Source organism: Paraburkholderia sp. EG304, from assembly GCF_046543485.1.
GTDB classification, from domain to species: domain Bacteria; phylum Pseudomonadota; class Gammaproteobacteria; order Burkholderiales; family Burkholderiaceae; genus Paraburkholderia; species Paraburkholderia youngii.
This window is the reverse complement of record NZ_JBKGUA010000010.1, coordinates 126477-142966: the sequence shown is the minus strand read 5'-3', so window position 1 is coordinate 142966 and position 16490 is coordinate 126477. Positions and strand designations below refer to the sequence as shown.

At 65.0% G+C, this 16490-nt stretch carries 15 protein-coding genes; 9 read left to right on the top strand and 6 right to left on the bottom strand.

Features of this window, described 5'->3' with window-relative positions; all coding sequences use genetic code 11:
* Window positions 1-11 precede the first annotated feature (11 nt).
* From glp to ACLFKU_RS14770, 4 genes are all read right to left on the bottom strand, one after another.
* Window positions 12-1328: a gephyrin-like molybdotransferase Glp gene (gene glp, locus ACLFKU_RS14785; protein ID WP_368586543.1), complete on the bottom strand. Its 1317-nt coding sequence runs from the start codon at window positions 1326-1328 to the stop codon at window positions 12-14.
* 61 nt (window positions 1329-1389) lie between these two features.
* A complete protein-coding gene (gene mobA, locus ACLFKU_RS14780; RefSeq protein ID WP_410849575.1) occupies window positions 1390-2016 on the bottom strand; it encodes a molybdenum cofactor guanylyltransferase MobA in 627 nt (208 codons plus the stop codon).
* A gap of 11 nt (window positions 2017-2027) precedes the next feature.
* Window positions 2028-3137, bottom strand: a complete 1110-nt coding sequence (moaA, locus tag ACLFKU_RS14775) for a GTP 3',8-cyclase MoaA (protein ID WP_368586541.1) — start codon at window positions 3135-3137, stop codon at window positions 2028-2030.
* Between the two features lie 191 nt (window positions 3138-3328).
* Window positions 3329-6565: an Rne/Rng family ribonuclease gene (locus ACLFKU_RS14770; RefSeq protein WP_410849574.1), complete on the bottom strand. Its 3237-nt coding sequence runs from the start codon at window positions 6563-6565 to the stop codon at window positions 3329-3331.
* A gap of 739 nt (window positions 6566-7304) precedes the next feature.
* On the opposite strand from ACLFKU_RS14770, the gene ACLFKU_RS14765 reads away from it, so the two are divergent.
* Genes ACLFKU_RS14765 through ACLFKU_RS14750 form a run of 4 tightly spaced genes read left to right on the top strand, consistent with a single transcriptional unit; the run spans window position 7305 to window position 10449 of the window.
* Complete coding sequence (locus tag ACLFKU_RS14765) at window positions 7305-8354, top strand: RluA family pseudouridine synthase (protein WP_410849573.1); 1050 nt, start codon at window positions 7305-7307, stop codon at window positions 8352-8354.
* Window positions 8347-9006 carry an HAD-IA family hydrolase gene (locus ACLFKU_RS14760; protein ID WP_410849572.1) on the top strand — a complete coding sequence of 220 codons (660 nt, stop codon included), beginning with the start codon at window positions 8347-8349 and terminating at the stop codon, window positions 9004-9006. The genes ACLFKU_RS14765 and ACLFKU_RS14760 overlap by 8 nt, the downstream gene beginning before the upstream one ends.
* Window positions 9003-9419, top strand: coding sequence for a Rieske (2Fe-2S) protein (locus tag ACLFKU_RS14755; RefSeq protein WP_410849571.1), 417 nt, complete (start codon window positions 9003-9005; stop codon window positions 9417-9419). Before ACLFKU_RS14760 ends, ACLFKU_RS14755 begins: the two co-directional genes overlap by 4 nt.
* 28 nt (window positions 9420-9447) lie before the next feature.
* A complete protein-coding gene (locus ACLFKU_RS14750) occupies window positions 9448-10449 on the top strand; it encodes a S49 family peptidase (RefSeq protein ID WP_410849570.1) in 1002 nt (333 codons plus the stop codon).
* Between the two features lie 110 nt (window positions 10450-10559).
* On the opposite strand, the gene ACLFKU_RS14745 is transcribed toward ACLFKU_RS14750, so the two are convergent.
* Both ACLFKU_RS14745 and ACLFKU_RS14740 read right to left on the bottom strand, forming a co-directional pair.
* A complete protein-coding gene (locus ACLFKU_RS14745) occupies window positions 10560-11279 on the bottom strand; it encodes an SAM-dependent methyltransferase (protein WP_410849569.1) in 720 nt (239 codons plus the stop codon).
* Window positions 11279-11893 carry a Maf-like protein gene (locus tag ACLFKU_RS14740; protein ID WP_410849568.1) on the bottom strand — a complete coding sequence of 205 codons (615 nt, stop codon included), beginning with the start codon at window positions 11891-11893 and terminating at the stop codon, window positions 11279-11281. The genes ACLFKU_RS14745 and ACLFKU_RS14740 overlap by 1 nt, the downstream gene beginning before the upstream one ends.
* A 301-nt stretch (window positions 11894-12194) precedes the next feature.
* Here ACLFKU_RS14740 and ACLFKU_RS14735 point away from each other — a divergent pair, with 301 nt between their 5' ends.
* The 5 genes from ACLFKU_RS14735 (at window position 12195) to fabD (ending at window position 16406) form a co-directional block, all read left to right on the top strand.
* Window positions 12195-12851, top strand: coding sequence for a DUF177 domain-containing protein (locus ACLFKU_RS14735; protein ID WP_410849567.1), 657 nt, complete (start codon window positions 12195-12197; stop codon window positions 12849-12851).
* 102 nt (window positions 12852-12953) lie between these two features.
* Window positions 12954-13133 carry a 50S ribosomal protein L32 gene (rpmF, locus tag ACLFKU_RS14730; protein ID WP_006401275.1) on the top strand — a complete coding sequence of 60 codons (180 nt, stop codon included), beginning with the start codon at window positions 12954-12956 and terminating at the stop codon, window positions 13131-13133.
* 123 nt (window positions 13134-13256) lie between these two features.
* A complete protein-coding gene (gene plsX / locus ACLFKU_RS14725) occupies window positions 13257-14363 on the top strand; it encodes a phosphate acyltransferase PlsX (RefSeq protein WP_013090058.1) in 1107 nt (368 codons plus the stop codon).
* Complete coding sequence (locus tag ACLFKU_RS14720; RefSeq protein ID WP_368585203.1) at window positions 14363-15352, top strand: beta-ketoacyl-ACP synthase III; 990 nt, start codon at window positions 14363-14365, stop codon at window positions 15350-15352. Before plsX ends, ACLFKU_RS14720 begins: the two co-directional genes overlap by 1 nt.
* Window positions 15353-15470: 118 nt before the next feature.
* Window positions 15471-16406 carry an ACP S-malonyltransferase gene (fabD, locus tag ACLFKU_RS14715; protein WP_410849566.1) on the top strand — a complete coding sequence of 312 codons (936 nt, stop codon included), beginning with the start codon at window positions 15471-15473 and terminating at the stop codon, window positions 16404-16406.
* Window positions 16407-16490 lie beyond the last annotated feature (84 nt).

Here is a 16490-nt window from a genome sequence, read left to right as displayed (position 1 = left end):
CGCCTGGAACGTCAGATGAGACCGTCGAACAGCATGATCGACACGCGATCGCCGACGTCGATTTCGCCCTCGTCGTGGCCGAGCACGATGAAGCAGTTCGCTTCGCTCATCGAACTCAGCACGCCGGAGCTTTGCGAACCGGTCGGGCTCACGTGCCAGTGTCCGTGCGCGTCCTGTTCGGCGATGCCGCGCTGGAATTCGGTGCGGCCCGCGCGCTTGTTCACCGCCGCGCGGCTCGTCGCGTGAATCACCGGCAATGGCCGCGGCGTCGCGCCGGCCATCAGCAGCAGCGCTTCGCGCACGATCTGATAGAACGTCACCATCACGGCGACCGGATTGCCGGGCAGGCCGAAGAATAACGCAGGTTTGCCGAGCCCTGGCTGGGCGCCGGACCACAGGCGGCCGAACGCGAGCGGCCGGCCGGGGCGCATCGCGAGACTCCAGAAGGCGACGTCGCCGAAAGTCTGCAGCAGTTGCTTCGTGAAGTCCGCTTCGCCGACCGACACGCCGCCCGAAGTCAGCACCACGTCGGCATTGGCCGCGGCACTGCGCAGCGCGGCTTCGAGCGCGGCCGGCTCGTCACGCACGACGCCGAGATCGAGCGCGTCGACGTTCAGGCGCCGCAGCATTGCAAACAGCGTGTAGCGGTTGCTGTCGTAGACCGAGCCGGCGTCGAGCGGCTCGCCGAGCGAGCGCAGCTCGTCGCCGGTCGAAAAGAACGCAACCCGCAGACGCCGCCGCACGCTGACTTCGCCGATGCCGAGCGACGCGAGCAGGCCGAGGTCCGACGCGCGCACGATGCGCCCGGCATGCAGCGCGACGTGGCCGCGCGCGAGATCTTCGCCGGCGCGACGGCGGTTCGCGCCCGCCGCGACCGCGCTGGCCGCGAAGCGGATCGAAGGGGAATCTGCGCTGTCGCGCTCGACCCGCTCTTGCGGCACGACGGTGTCGCAGCCGGCGGGTATGCAGGCGCCCGTCATCACGCGCACGCACTGGTTCGCCGCGACGCGGCCCGTGAACGGATGGCCCGCGAGCGCCTTGCCGGCGACGGTCAGCTCGACGCTGTCCGCGCCGCCTCGCATACCGGCCGTGAGCGCCGCGTGATTAAACGCGTAACCGTCCATCGCGGAGTTGTCGTGCGCGGGCACGTCGATCGGCGACACGATGTCGGCGGCGAGCACGCGCTCGAGCGCATCGCGCAACGCCACGCGCTCGACGGCCGCCACGGGCGTCGCCCACTGCCGGACGATCGCCTGAGCGGCCGGGACGGGTAGCGCATGAGGATCGTACTGCGCGACGCAGCGTGAAAAGTCGTTGAGCGTGGTCATGAATGGCTGGGCGTCGCGACCGGAGACGGGCGCGGCTATTGCCGTGCGGCCGGAGCGGATGTCAGCCGGGGCCTCGATTACGTTCGAGGTCGGCGAGTTCTTGTAACGAGTTGGCATTGTAGAACGCGCGCTCGTCGGCAAAGACGACTTCGACCGTCTTGTGGCGCGCGTACCACGCGCGGACCTTGCGTTCCCCTGCGGCCAGACAGGCGGCCAGGTCGTCCGCGACGGCGGTGCGCATCAACGCGAACACTGGGTGCAGCGAAGTTTCGCCATGAGTGTCGACGGTGGTGACGGTCGCGATATCGGCGTGGTTCGCGTCGAGCGCATCAGCGAGGCGCACGGCGAGGTCGGCCGGCAGCCACGGCGAATCGCAGGGCGCGCTCAGCAGGTAGGCCGTGCCGGCGGCACGCAGTCCGGCGAGCATGCCGGCGAGCGGGCCGGGAAAGTCGGGGAGCGTATCAGCGACGACCGTCGCGCGATACGGCGCGCCGAGCGCCGCATAGATGTCGGGATGGTGGTTCGCGCTGATCATCAGCGGGCCGGTCTGCGGCGCGAGGCGTCGTAGCACGTGAGCGGCGAGCGCTTCACCGTGCAGCGGCTGCAGCCCCTTGTCGACGCCGCCCATGCGCGTGCCGCGCCCGCCCGCAAGCACGAGGCCAGTGATCTGTTCGCGGGGGATGGACATGCGCCGGCCGCTCAGCCGCCGATGTAGGACATTTCGACGCGACGCCCGGCCGGCTCGCTCGAATCGGCCGGCTGGCTGCCGCGCAGCTGCGAGTAGCGGTCACTGCGGCCCTGCCAGATTTCGGCGATCGCGGTGGCGATCTCGGCATCGCTCGCACCGCCGCGCAACAGCGCGCGCAGGTCATGCCCGCCCGATGCGAACAGGCACAGGTACAGCTTGCCCTCGGTCGACAAACGCGCGCGCGTGCAATTGCCGCAGAACGCGCGGGTGACGCTCGAAATGACGCCGATCTCGCCGCCGCCGTCGGCATAACCCCAGCGTTGCGCGGTTTCGGCGGCGCTGTGCGCTTCGAGCGGAACGAGCGGGAAATGCTCGGCGATGCGCGTGACGACGTCGGCGGAAGGCAGCACTTCGGTCATGTTCCAGCCGTTCGAGGTGCCGACGTCCATGTACTCGATGAAGCGCAGCACCGCGCCCGTGCCTCTGAAATGACGCGCCATCGGGACGATTTCGCCGTCGTTGGTACCACGTTTGACGACCATGTTCACCTTGATCGGGGCGAGCCCGACCGCCTGAGCGGCGGCGATGCCGTCGAGCACGTCGGCGACCGCGAAGTCGGCGTCGTTCATGCGGCGAAACAGTGCGTCGTCGAGCGCGTCGAGGCTGACGGTCACGCGCGTGAGGCCGGCGTCCTTCAGGCTGCGCGCCTTGCGCGCGAGCAGCGAGCCGTTGGTGGTCAGCGTGAGATCGAGCGGGCGGCCGGCAGGGGTGGTCAAGCGGGCGAGCCGGTCGATCAGGAACTCGAGGTTCTTGCGCAGCAGCGGTTCGCCGCCCGTCAGGCGAATCTTCTCGACGCCATGCGCGACGAATTGCTGCGCGAGCCGCTCGATCTCCTCGAAGCTCAGCAGCGCGCTGTGCGGCAGGAACGCATAGTCCTTGTCGAACACCGCGCGCGGCATGCAGTAGACGCAGCGGAAGTTGCAGCGGTCCGTCACCGAGATGCGCAGGTCGTGCAGCGGACGCGCGAGCGCATCGTGCAGCGCGCCGCTAGGCGCCTGCACTGGGCCGGTGATGACCGGCGCCGCGCTGAGATCGGCAACAGGGATGATGCGTCGTGGCATGGAGTGCTTCGTCAGAGGCTTGAACGGATCGCGGATGATTAATTCTATCGGAAATGCCCGTGATGGCAGGCGGACGGCGCGCGTTGTCGGGGTATACGGGGAGCGACGTGGCGCGCCTTGCGGCCAGGACAGAACGCCCCAAAAAAAAGCCCGCCGGGAAGGGCGGGCTTTTTCACGTACAACGACGCGGCTTACTGCGGATGCTTGATCGTCTCGACCTGTTGCATCGGAGTGTTGTCGACCGGCGGCAGCGCTTTGCGCTCGCGGACGACGCGCGGCGGCTTGACCGTCTGCGCCGCCGCTTCCTGCGCGGCACGCAGTTTGTCGGCGTCGGTGTTCACCCAGATCAGGCCAGCTTGCTCGAGGATCGGCTGCAATGCATCGGCCGATGCGGCGGCGGGCGCTGCGCTGCGCACGGGCGCCGGCTGCGGGGGCGCAGCGACGGGCGCCGGTTCGGCCACGGCCGGTTCCGGTGCGACGACCGGTTGCGGCTCGACGATCTCGGCCTGCGGTGCCGGCACGGCTGCCGGTGCCTCGACGATCGTGGCCGGAGCCGCGGTGTCGAGCGCAGCCGGGGCGGCTTGCGGTTCGCTCGGGACGGCCGGTTGCGCTTCCAGCGCCGGCTCGACTGCCGGCGATTCGGCATGTGCGGCAGGTTCGACCGGGGCAACCGGCGCGACCGGTTCGCTCGCGGCCGGCGCGGCTTGCTCTGCTTGCGCCGGCGTTTCGATAGCCGGTTGCGCCGCCACCGGAGCCTGCTCGACCGGCACGACCTTTTCGGTCTTCGCGGCATTTTCCGCGGCGAGAGCCGGCGTTTCGGCTGCCGCATGCAGTTCGGTGACGACGGCGCTTTGCGTTGCGACAGCGGCGACCACCACTTCGACCGGGGTCACGTCCTTCGCTTCACTGGCCGCAGGCGTGTGCTCGACAGGCTGCTCGACACGCATCGGCGCTTCGTCGCTGGCGGCAACGTTGTCACCTTCCGCTTCCGCGACGTCCGCCGCGAGGTTGCCATTCACGTCCTCTTCACGCTCGCGACGACCACCACGACGGCCGCGACGGCGACGACGACGCTCTTCACCGTCACGCGCGACCGCTTCCTGGTCGACCGGCACGCCGTTTTCACCGGCTGCGGCGCGGTTGCGCGCGAGTTCGTCGGCGGCTTGCGTGTCGGTTTGGGTTAGCGCCGCGGCGGCTTCCGCCTGCGGCTTGCGACGCTCGCCACGCTCGACGCGTTCAGCGCGTTCACCACGCTCGCGGCGCTCACCGCGTTCCTGACGTTCGGCGCGTGCCGTGCCTTCGACGGCTTCCACGCGCTCGGCGCCGCGGGTGTCGCGTTCGCGTGCTTCACGCGGCTCGCGAGTCTCACGCGGTTCGCGGCCTTCACGAGCCTCACGCGGTTCGCGTTGCTCACGCGGCGCGCGCGGCTCACGGCCCTCGCGTGCCTCGCGGCCTTCCCGTTCCTCGCGGCCTTCCCGTTCCTCGCGACGCTGCGACGGCTGCTGACCTTGCGCCTGACGGCCGCCGGTGACGCCTTCGCCACGCGCTGCCGCGTCGCGGCCCCCTGCGCCGCCACGGCGATTGCGGTTGCGATCGCCGCCGCGCTCGCCCGTGCGCTCACCGCGCTCGGTGCGTTCGCCGCGTTGCGGACGGGCCTGCTTGTCGGCCGTGGCCGGCGCGGCAGGTGCCGGAGCAGCCGGCTGCATGCCGAACAGATTCTTCAGCCAGCCAATGAAGCCGCCGCTGGCCGGTGTCACCGCGACCGGCGCGGGGGTGGCCGCCGGGCGGACCGGTGCGCTCGGAGCCGGCTTCTCGGGCGTGATGCCCTTGACCGCCGCTTCCTGCTTCGGCTTCACTTCCTCGGTGCGCTTGCTGTAGCCGGTTTCCGATTCGAGCTCGCGGGCCGCTTCTTCGGCCATCTTCCACGATGCGCGCGGATCGTCGAGGCGCGCGTCGTCGTGACGCAGACGCTCGAGCTTGTAGTGCGGCGTGTCGAGGTGCTTGTTCGGGATCAGCACGACGTTGACCTTGAAACGCGACTCGATCTTGTTGATTTCGGCGCGCTTCTCGTTCAACAGGAAGGCGGTCACTTCGACCGGCACCTGGCAGTGGATCGCCGCGGTGTTTTCCTTCATCGCTTCTTCCTGAATGATCCGCAGCACTTGCAGCGCGGACGATTCGGTATCGCGGATGTGACCCGTGCCGTTACAACGCGGACACGTGACGTGGCTGCCTTCCGAGAGCGCCGGGCGCAGACGCTGGCGCGACAGCTCCATCAGGCCGAAGCGCGAGATCTTGCCCATCTGGACGCGGGCGCGGTCGTGCTTCAGCGCGTCTTTCAGACGCTGCTCGACTTCGCGCTGGCTCTTGGCCGATTCCATGTCGATGAAGTCGATCACGATCAGGCCGCCCAGGTCGCGCAGACGCAGCTGGCGGGCGACTTCGTCGGCGGCTTCGAGGTTCGTGCGCGCGGCCGTTTCCTCGATGTCGGCGCCCTTGGTAGCGCGCGCCGAGTTCACGTCGATTGCGACGAGCGCTTCGGTGTGGTCAATCACGATCGCGCCGCCCGACGGCAGCGGCACCGTGCGCGAGTACGCGGTCTCGATCTGGTGCTCGATCTGGAAACGCGAGAACAGCGGCACGTCGTCGTGGTAGCGCTTCACCTTGCCGACGTTGTCCGGCATCACGATGTCCATGAAGGCGCGCGCCTGGTCATGGATTTCGGTCGTGTCGATCAGGATTTCGCCGATATCGGGCTGGAAGTAGTCGCGAATCGCGCGGATCACGAGGCTCGATTCCAGATAGATCAGCATGGGCTGGCCGGCCGTGCCGCTTTGCGACGCGGCTTCGATCGCGCGCCACAGCTGCATCAGGTAGTTCAGGTCCCACTGCAGCTCTTCGGCGCTGCGGCCGATACCAGCCGTGCGCGCGATGATGCTCATGCCTTCCGGCAGTTGCAGCTGCGCCATGGTTTCGCGCAGCTCCTGACGGTCGTCGCCTTCGATCCGGCGCGACACGCCGCCGCCACGCGGGTTATTCGGCATCAGCACCAGATAGCGGCCGGCGAGCGAGATGAACGTGGTCAGGGCTGCGCCCTTGTTGCCGCGTTCTTCCTTTTCGACCTGGACGATCAGTTCCTGACCTTCCTTCAGCGCGTCCTGGATGCGTGCGGAACGCATGTCGACGCCTTCGCGGAAGTACTGGCGGGCGACTTCCTTGAACGGCAGGAAGCCGTGGCGGTCTTCGCCGTAGTTGACGAAGCAGGCCTCGAGCGACGGCTCGATGCGCGTGATGATGCCCTTGTAAATATTGCCTTTGCGCTGTTCGCGCCCGGCGGTTTCGATGTCAATGTCGATGAGTTTTTGCCCATCGACGATGGCGACGCGCAGTTCTTCCTGCTGCGTCGCATTGAACAACATTCGTTTCATTGAACGGCTCCAGAGCGGCCTCGCCGGCCCGGCTGCGCGGTTGTCAGTCGCGAGAGCGTAAAGGGCAGGCGTGCCGCGTCTTATTGTGTTTTCACAAGCACGCTGGAGCGGGAAAGATGGCGGGAGAATTGCCTGAGAGGGCCCGGCCCGATTAAAAGATGGGCACGGTGCCGCAGGGCACATGCGAACACGGCTTCAAATCATGGCCTGACACGCCGCGTTTAGCCAGCAGACCTTCATAAGTCTTCGTCCTGTGAAGCCGGCGCGCCAACTGGGCGCACGAGCGGAGGGCCGAAGTCCGCGGTCATGCCGCAACGGGAAGTTCGCGCAGGCGGCGCGTCTTTTCCTGCTGGGGGTGTCTCGCCTTTCTTTTGACGTCGCCATGTCTTGTACTTTCTACAAGACGCCTCGGGCGCACGCCGTATTTTCGCGACTTGCAGCTTCGTCCAGCAGGGCGTCATACCACCCGGATCACGAAGCTGGAAGCTAAATTCTTTTTTACCAAAATTCCGTTACCGTCGAAGCCGACCTTGGCCGAACGCGCCTGCGGGCGCCGTCCCTGCCGGGGGCTGACTTCGTGCGTGCAACTTGTTGCATCTCATTTTCAGGGCGAGCAACCAGACCCCGGCGCAAGTAAAATAACGGTTTATCGCTTGCGCTCGCGCAATCCACTCGCATTCCGTACGCTGTGCGGACACTGCGCCGGCCGTCGCGGACTGCTGGGCAAATTATATTCAGAATGAAAGAGTTAGGCAAAACATCCCAGAGATCGGTTGCAGGCGCGGTCGAAGGCTCGGTTTCAGGCGACCAGGTTTCGCTGATCGAAATCGACGACCGATCGGCTGGTCAGCGCATCGATAATTTCCTGCTGCGCGTCTGCAAGGGCGTGCCGAAAAGCCATATTTACCGCATCCTGCGTAGCGGCGAAGTGCGCGTCAACAAGGGCCGGATCGATGCGCAATACCGGCTCGAACTGGGCGATCTGGTGCGTGTGCCGCCGATCCGCATCGCCCAGCCGAATCAGGCCGTAGCCCAGGTGCCCGTGCCCGCGGCGGGCTTTCGCATTCTGTTCGAAGACGAGCATTTGCTGGTGATCGATAAGCCAGCCGGCGTCGCGGTCCACGGCGGCAGCGGAGTTGCGTTCGGCGTGATCGAGCAGATGCGCGAGGCCCGGCCCCAGGCGAAGTTTCTCGAACTCGTGCACCGGCTGGATCGCGAGACCTCGGGCATCCTGATGCTTGCGAAGAAGCGCGCGGCGCTCGTCAATCTGCACGAGCAGATCCGCGACAACCGGATGGACAAGCGCTACTACGCTTGCGTGCACGGCGAATGGGCAAGCGACTGGGGGCGCCGTCGAGCGGTGAAGGAGCCGCTGCACAAGTACCTGACCGCCGACGGCGAGCGCCGCGTGCGCGTGCAGGCCGATGGGCTCGCGTCGCACACGATCTTCAATCTGGTCGACCGCTGGCCGGAATACGCGCTGTTGGAGGCAGAACTGAAGACGGGGCGCACGCACCAGATTCGCGTGCATTTGCAGCATCTGGCACTACCGATCGTCGGCGACGCCAAATACGGCAATTTCGCGCTTAACAAGGCTCTTGCCCGCGCGGGCGCGAAGCCCGGGATCAAGCGTATGTTCCTGCACGCTCACCGGCTCAAGCTCACGCATCCGGCCACCGGCGCGCCGTTGCAAATCGAGGCGCCGCTGCCGGCCGACTGCCGCGGCTTTATAGAACAACTCAACGAACTACGCACTGGGTCTAACCCGGAGACGACCTTGCATGGCTAGAGAGCAATTTGACCTGATCGTGTTTGACTGGGATGGCACGCTGATGGATTCGACCGCGCATATCACGCGCAGCATCCAGGCAGCGTGTCGCGATCTCGGCCTGCCGGTACCCGCCGACGAAGCCGCGAGCTATGTAATCGGCCTAGGCCTGCGCGACGCACTGCAGATCGCCGCGCCGACGCTCGATCCGGCCGACTATTCGCGGCTTTCTGAGCGTTATCGCTTTCATTTTCTGGTAAAGGATCAGACCACCGAGCTATTCCCCGGCGTGCGCAAGATGCTTCAGGAGTTGCGCGATGTCGGCTATCTGCTTGCGGTCGCCACCGGCAAGAGTCGCGTCGGGCTCAATCGCGCGCTCGATCAGGCACGTCTGACGAGCCTGTTCGACGGCACGCGTTGCGCTGACGAAACCTTCTCGAAGCCGCATCCGGCAATGCTGCACGAGCTTACCCGTGAGTTGGGGCAGGATACGGCGCGCACGGTCATGATCGGCGATACGACGCACGACTTGCAGATGGCGCTCAACGCCGGCGTGGCGGGCATCGGCGTGACTTACGGCGCGCATCCGGCGAATTCGCTGAATGCGATGTCGCCGAAGTTCGTTGCTTCGAGCATCAGCGATTTGTCCAGCTGGCTGCGGGAGAACGCATGAGCGCCGACGGCGTGAATGCTGCGACGGCCGCGACTGCGCAGGCAGTGCGCATTTGCGCGGCCGAGGAGCTGGTCGACGGTGGCGAAGGCATCCGGCGCGACGCGCGGCTCGGCGGGCAGGATGCCGTGGTGTTTTTCGTCCGCTATGATGGCTGCGCCTACGGCTATCTGAACCGCTGCGCTCACGTGCCGATGGAACTCGACTGGCAGGAAGGGCAGTTCTTCGAATCGTCCGGCTTATACTTGATGTGCGCGACACATGGCGCGATTTACGCGCCGGATACCGGCAAATGCGTCGGTGGTCCGTGTCGTGGAGGCAGATTGCGTGCCCTGCAGGTCGAGGAACGCGATACGCCTGAGGGCCGTGCGGTATTCTGGTTGCCTGACGGCGAATTGCTGCCCGTCACGCGCTGATTTCCTCTCCAATTTATCTACTGTCCGCATGTCCGACAATTTGACCCCCGGAAAGGACCCTGCCTCAGGAGACCGCTCGGGTGCGCCCGCCGACCGGCCCGGCTGGGAGCGTGCCGCTCTCGAGCGCATCGCGCTCGCCGCGATCAATGAGCAACGCGCCGCGCGGCGCTGGCGGATTTTTTTCCGCTTCCTGTTCCTCGGAGTCCTCGCACTGGTAGTGTGGGGTGTGCTGAGTTTTTCGGGCGAGCGGGTCGCCACTACCGGCCGGCATACGGCGATGGTGTCGCTTGACGGTGAGATCTCGACGGATACGAACGCGAACGCAGAAGATATCAACACTGCCCTCGATTCCGCATTCGAAGATTCCAATACCGCGGGGGTGATTCTCTATTGCAATAGCCCGGGCGGCAGTCCGGTCCAGGCGGGCATTATCAACAGCGAAGTTCGGCGTTTGCGCGGGAAATATCCGTCTATTCCGCTGTATGTCGTAGTTGGGGATATGTGCGCGTCCGGCGGTTACTACGCGGCCGCGGCCGCGGAGAAGATTTATGTCGACAAGGCGAGCATCGTCGGTTCGATCGGCGTTTTGATGGACAGCTTCGGTTTCACTGGTCTGATGGACAAGCTGGGGATTCAGCGCCGGCTGCACACCTCGGGAGAGAACAAAGGGTTTTTTGATCCGTTCTCGCCTGAGACGCCGAAGATGGACGAACATGCGCAGGTTTTGCTCGATCAGATCCACGCGCAGTTCATCGACGCCGTGCGTCAGGGGCGCGGCAAGCGTCTGCATGAGACACCGGACATGTTCTCGGGTCTGTTTTGGACGGGGCAGAAGAGCGTCGAATTGGGCCTCGCGGACGGTTTGGGTAATGCGGATTATGTTGCGCGAGAGATCTTCAAGGCACCGGATATCGTCGATTACACGGTAAAGGAGAGCATCACGGATCGCGTTGCGCGCAAATTCGGCGCCGCGGTCGGCGCCGGCGCGGTTCGGGCGATGGCGCTCGGCGCGAAAATGAACCTGCGTTGAACCCGCAGTAAGGAAAGAAGCTCGCGGGTCGGCTTGGCCGATCGCGCGGGCTTTGTCTTGCGTGCAGGCTTCGGCGCGGCCTGCTGTTCGCCGCCCGGCCGGGGCCGCGCTCAGGCCGCCAGAATCAGAAAAATCGCCGGCCGCTTATGGAGGTCGATCTCCGGCTTCTTTTTCCAGTCCGCAACGCTCCGGCTTGCGATGACTTCGCTCGGCAGCGTCAGATCGGCGGCCACGCACACGAGCGTCGACGGCGCGCAGGTCGTGAGCAACGTATCGAGCAACGCGCGATTCCGGTACGGCGTTTCGATGAAGATCTGCGTTTGCTTGCTCTTGCGCGACTGCTGCTCGAGATCGCGCAGACGTTTGGCGCGCTCGGCCGCGTCGACGGGCAGGTATCCGTGAAACGCGAAGCTTTGGCCGTTCAGCCCCGACGCCATAAGCGCGAGCAGGATCGAACTCGGCCCGACCAGCGGCACGACCTTCACGCCGCGCTCGTGCGCGCGTCGCACAAGTAGCGCGCCCGGGTCCGCGACTGCCGGGCAGCCAGCCTCGGAGACGAGGCCAGCGTCGGTGCCCGAGAGCAGCGGCGCGAGCAGCTTGTCGATTTCCCCAGCCGGCGTATTGACGTTCAGTTCGCGAATCTCGATCTCCTGAATCGGCCGTTCGGTGCCGACTTTTTTCAGGAACGCGCGCGTGGTTTTCGCGTTTTCGCCAATGTAATAGTGAAGCGACGCCGCACGGGCGCGCACGGGCGCGGGCAGTACCAGCTCCAGTGCGCTTGCGTCGCCTTCGCCGAGCGTGTTCGGAATCAGATAGAGCGTACCGGTCATCATGCACCCAGAAGCGGATAGTTGGCCGCGAGCAGCATGTGCGATAACGCGATAAGCGGCAGGCCGACGAGCGCGGTCGGGTCGTCGGAATGGATCGCCTCCAGCAGCGCGATGCCGAGTCCTTCGGATTTGGCGCTGCCGGCCACGTCGTAGGGTGTTTCGGCGCGCAGATAGGCGTCGAGCGCCGCGTCCGGCAGGTCGCGAAAGCGGACGCGGGTGATCACGTCGACGGTCTGCGCGCTGTTCGTCGCGCTGTCGAACAGACATAGTGCGCTATGGAACAGCACCTCGCGACCACGCATCGCCTGCAATTGCGCAAGCGCCCTGTCATGCGTGCCGGGTTTGCCGATCTGCAGGCCGTCGTAGGTGGCGATCTGGTCGGAGCCGATCACGAGAGCGGGTTCGGTGGTGGCGAGGCCTCGGGCGACCGCGCGGGCTTTGGATTCGGCGAGGCGCAGCGCAGTGGTTTCGGGCGTTTCGCCGGCGAGAGGGGTTTCGTCGATCGCGGGTACGATGATGTCGAACGGCACGCGCAGGCGTTCGAGCAACTCACGGCGATACTGCGAACTCGACGCCAGAATCAGGCGTGGCGGGCGTTTGGGGGAATCTGACATGGGTTTGCGGGCAACGGAAGAGGCGGGTCGTACGGGGTCGCGCGAGGCTCGTGTGCGTACGGGCTTAAGTGTTTGACTCGAAAAGACAAAACGGATATGATTTTGGGCTTTTCACGGTATGCTTACGCTTGAAGGGCCTCGCGCGTTCGCCAATTTTTCGGCAGCCGGAAGGTCGAAGAAAGCTCGGCGAGGTTGGGCGCAACGGCCATTGGCTGCCTCGCACACCGGATTATCTTCGCGGCGGATCTGATCGTCCTTCGCGAATCACCCCGGCAACTTGCTTGCCGACGCAGGAGCGCACATGACTCAACATCCTGGCAAACCTGCAGGTCTGTCCGACCCGCATGAACTCGATCTGTTCGAATTTGCGCGGAGTGGGCGTCAGGCCGCGGGTGTCGTGCGCGTCTCGCAACTGCCGCGCATGTTAAACGAAGTCCCGGCGGAAGCGCCAGATCGCGACACCGCGTTCACATGGCAGGCCGAAGGGACGACGCAGCCGGAATTGCAGGACGACGGCACCGAAGGTCCCCAGCCTTATCTGCGGCTGGCGATTCATGGTGCCGCGTGGCTCGAATGCCAGCGGTGCTTGACGCCGTATTCGCAGTCGTTCAACGTCGATGCAACTTACCGGATCGTCAGTACGGAGGCGGAAGCCGAAGAGTTTCCGCTCGACGAGGATGAAGTCGAGGTGATCGTGGGCTCGCGCCAGTTCGATCTCATCGACTTGATCGAAGAAGAGTTGCTGCTTTCCTTGCCGCTCGTGCCCAAACACGAGGTCTGTCCTGAAGTGCACGAGAGCCTTGTTTCGGGCGCGGACGGCAGTGAAGGGGAGGGTGACGAAGCCGCGCAGCACGAAGCTGGCGATGTCGGCGAGCCGGATCAATCCAGCGAGCGGCGCAATCCGTTCGCGGCGCTTGAGAGTTTGAAACGCGACGAACCGGGCGGCAAGAAGCACTGAATAGTTGCAGGGGGCGCGATGCTGGCGCATTGGCCATTCGGCCAGTGGTTAAGTCCGTATCGGGCTGTGTTAGAATTCGGAAAATTTTTTGGAGTTTTAGTCATGGCAGTTCAACAAAACAAGAAGTCGCCGTCGAAGCGCGGCATGCACCGTTCGCACGATTTCCTGACGGCAGCGCCGCTGGCCGTCGAGCCGAGCACGGGCGAAGTGCATCTGCGTCACCACATTAGCCCGAACGGCTACTATCGCGGCAAGAAAGTAGTCAAGACGAAGAACGACTAATCGTCGACTGCGATGCGCCCTGTGGCGTTTCGCGTAGCGATCGGCTCGCTTGACATTTTCCCGGTTCGGCAAAAAGGCGGCATTCAACTGCCGCTTTTTTGTGTCTGAAATTCGTCGCACTCCATGACAGTAAAGCTCACGATAGATTGCATGGGAGGCGACCACGGCCCGTCCGTGACCGTTCCCGCTGCCGTCAACTTCGTTCGTTCGCATCCCGATGCGCAGTTGCTGCTCGTCGGCATTGAAAGTGCGATTCGTGCGCAGCTGAAGAAGCTCAAGGCTCAGGATCTGCCGGCGCTGACCGTCGTGCCTGCTACCGAGGTCGTCGCGATGGACGATCCGGTCGAGGTCGCGCTGCGCAAGAAAAAAGATTCGTCGATGCGCGTGGCGCTGAATCGCGTCAAGGAAGGCGAGGCGCAAGCCTGCATTTCCGCCGGTAACACCGGCGCACTGATGGCGGTCTCGCGTTATGTGCTGAAAACGCTGTCGGGCATCGAACGCCCGGCCATCGCGTTCGCCCTGCCCAATCCCACCGGCTATACGATGATGCTGGACCTGGGCGCCAACGTCGACTGCGAGCCGCAGCACTTGCTGCAGTTCGCCGAGATGGGGCACGCGCTCGTGTCCGCGCTCGAAGGAAAAGAGCGGCCCACTATCGGCCTGCTCAACATCGGCGAAGAAGTCATCAAGGGCAACGACATCATCAAGCGCGCCGGCGAACTGCTGCGTGCGAGTACACTGAACTTTCACGGCAATGTCGAAGGCGACGACATCTACAAGGGCACCGTCGACGTAATCGTCTGCGATGGCTTTGTCGGCAATGTCGCGCTGAAGACGTCGGAAGGTCTCGCGCAGATGCTGTCCAACATCATCAAGGAAGAGTTTGGCCGTTCGTGGCTGACCAAGGTGATGGCGGTGCTCGCGCTGCCGGTATTGATGCGCTTCAAGAAACGCGTCGACCATCGGCAATACAACGGCGCTGCGCTGCTCGGCTTGCGCGGTCTCGTGATCAAAAGCCACGGTTCCGCCGATGCCTACGCGTTTGAGTGGGCTATCAAACGCGGGTATGATGCCGTCAAAAACGGCGTGCTGGAGCGCCTTGCGCGAGCGATGGAAGAGAACGCAGGTTCTCTCGAACAGGCGGCGCGCGACGCAAGCGGTGCGGGTCACGCAAGCCCGATCGCAGGCCAGCCGGCCGAGCCCTACGCTGCGCAATCCTCGAAGGCATAATGGCTCAATCCACAATCTACTCCCGCGTGCTGGGCACCGGCAGCTGTCTGCCGCCCAACCGCGTCACCAATCAGGATCTGGCTGAGCGTCTTGCCAGGCAAGGTGTCGAAACGAGCGACGAATGGATCGTCGCTCGCACGGGCATCCATGCGCGTCACTTCGCCGATCCGGACGTCACGACCAGCGACCTAGCGTTGATCGCCTCGCAGCGCGCGATCGAAGCGGCGGACATCGATCCGCAGTCCATCGACCTGATCGTCGTCGCCACCTCCACACCCGACTTCGTGTTCCCGAGCACCGCCTGTCTGCTGCAGAACAAGCTCGGCATCAAGAATCAGGGCGCCGCGTTCGACGTGCAGGCGGTCTGCTCCGGCTTCGCTTACGCGGTCGCGACGGTCGACAGCCTGATTCGCACTGGCCAGCATCGCACGGCCCTCGTGGTCGGCGCGGAAACCTTCTCGCGCATTCTCGATTTCAACGACCGCACCACTTGTGTGCTGTTCGGTGACGGCGCCGGCGCTGTGATCCTGCAGGCCTCCGACGAACCTGGCGTGCTCTCGAGCGCGCTGCACGCGGACGGCAGCCATTCGAACATTCTGTGCACGCCGGGCAACGTCAACGGCGGCGTGGTCGCCGGCAGCGCGTTCCTGCACATGGACGGTCAGGCGGTGTTCAAGCTCGCCGTCAACGTGCTCGAGAAGGTCGCAATCGAAGCATTGGAAAAAGCCGATCTGAAGCCCGAGCAGATCGACTGGCTGATTCCGCATCAGGCCAATATCCGCATCATGCAAAGCACCTGCCGCAAGCTCGGCCTGCCGCAGGAGCGCATGGTCGTCACGGTGGGCGAGCACGGCAATACGTCGGCGGCGTCCATTCCGCTTGCACTCGATGTCGCGGTGCGCGACGGCCGCATCAAGCGTGGCCAGAACGTGCTGATCGAAGGCGTCGGCGGCGGCTTCACGTGGGGCGCCTCGGTCATTCGCTACTGAGCGCGACGGCGTATCGCAGGGCGTCGCTGGCGGCGCCCGCGCGGCCGGAGTAATACCGTGCGCCATCTGGCAGCCGCGGCCGGCCGCCACATCCGATTAAACAGATTTTGGGGACGATATGAAATTCGCGTTCGTTTTTCCTGGGCAGGGCTCGCAGGCGGTCGGCATGCTCAACGCATTCGCCGATCACGCAGTCGTGCGTGAGACGGTTCAGGAAGCCTCCGACGCACTCAACCAGGACCTCGGCAAGCTGATCGCCGAAGGCCCCGCCGAAGATCTCAATCTCACCACCAACACCCAGCCGGTCATGCTGACTGCGGCCTACGCGACCTATCGCGCGTGGCAGCAGGCGGGCGGCCCGGCGCCGGCGATCGTCGCCGGCCATAGCCTCGGCGAATACACGGCGCTCGTCGCGGCCGGCGCGCTAGCGTTTCGCGACGCGGTGCCGCTCGTGCGTTTTCGCGCGCAGGCGATGCAAACCGCGGTGCCGGTGGGCGAAGGGGGTATGGCCGCGATTCTCGGCCTGGACGACGACACGGTGCGCGCGGTCTGCGCGGAAGCGTCGGCGGCGGGCGTCGTCGAAGCGGTCAATTTCAATGCGCCGGCGCAAGTCGTGATCGCGGGCCACAAAGGCGCAGTCGAGAAAGCCTGCGAAGTCGCGAAGGCGAAGGGTGCGAAGCGCGCGCTGCCGCTGCCGGTGTCGGCGCCGTTCCACTCGTCGCTGCTGAAGCCAGCGTCGGATCAATTGCGCGAATACCTCGCGAGCATCGACGTGCAGGTGCCGTCGATTCCCGTCATCAACAACGTCGACGTCGCCGTGGTCAACGAGCCGGCCAAGATCAAGGACGCGCTGGTGCGTCAGGCGGCTGGTGCGGTGCGCTGGGTCGAATGCGTGCAGGCAATGGCCGCGCAGGGCGTCACGCACGTGATCGAATGCGGCCCGGGCAAGGTCCTTGCGGGTCTGACCAAGCGCATCGACGGCAATCTGGTCGGCGCGTCTGTGTTCGATCCGACATCGCTGGAAGAAACGCTGAAGCTCGTGACGGCAGGCTGAGCGCGCTTTCACGAGCGGATATCGGCAAAGCAGGACCGCGCTGGCGCAGCATCCCTCGACAGACGAATCAACAAGAATCAATGA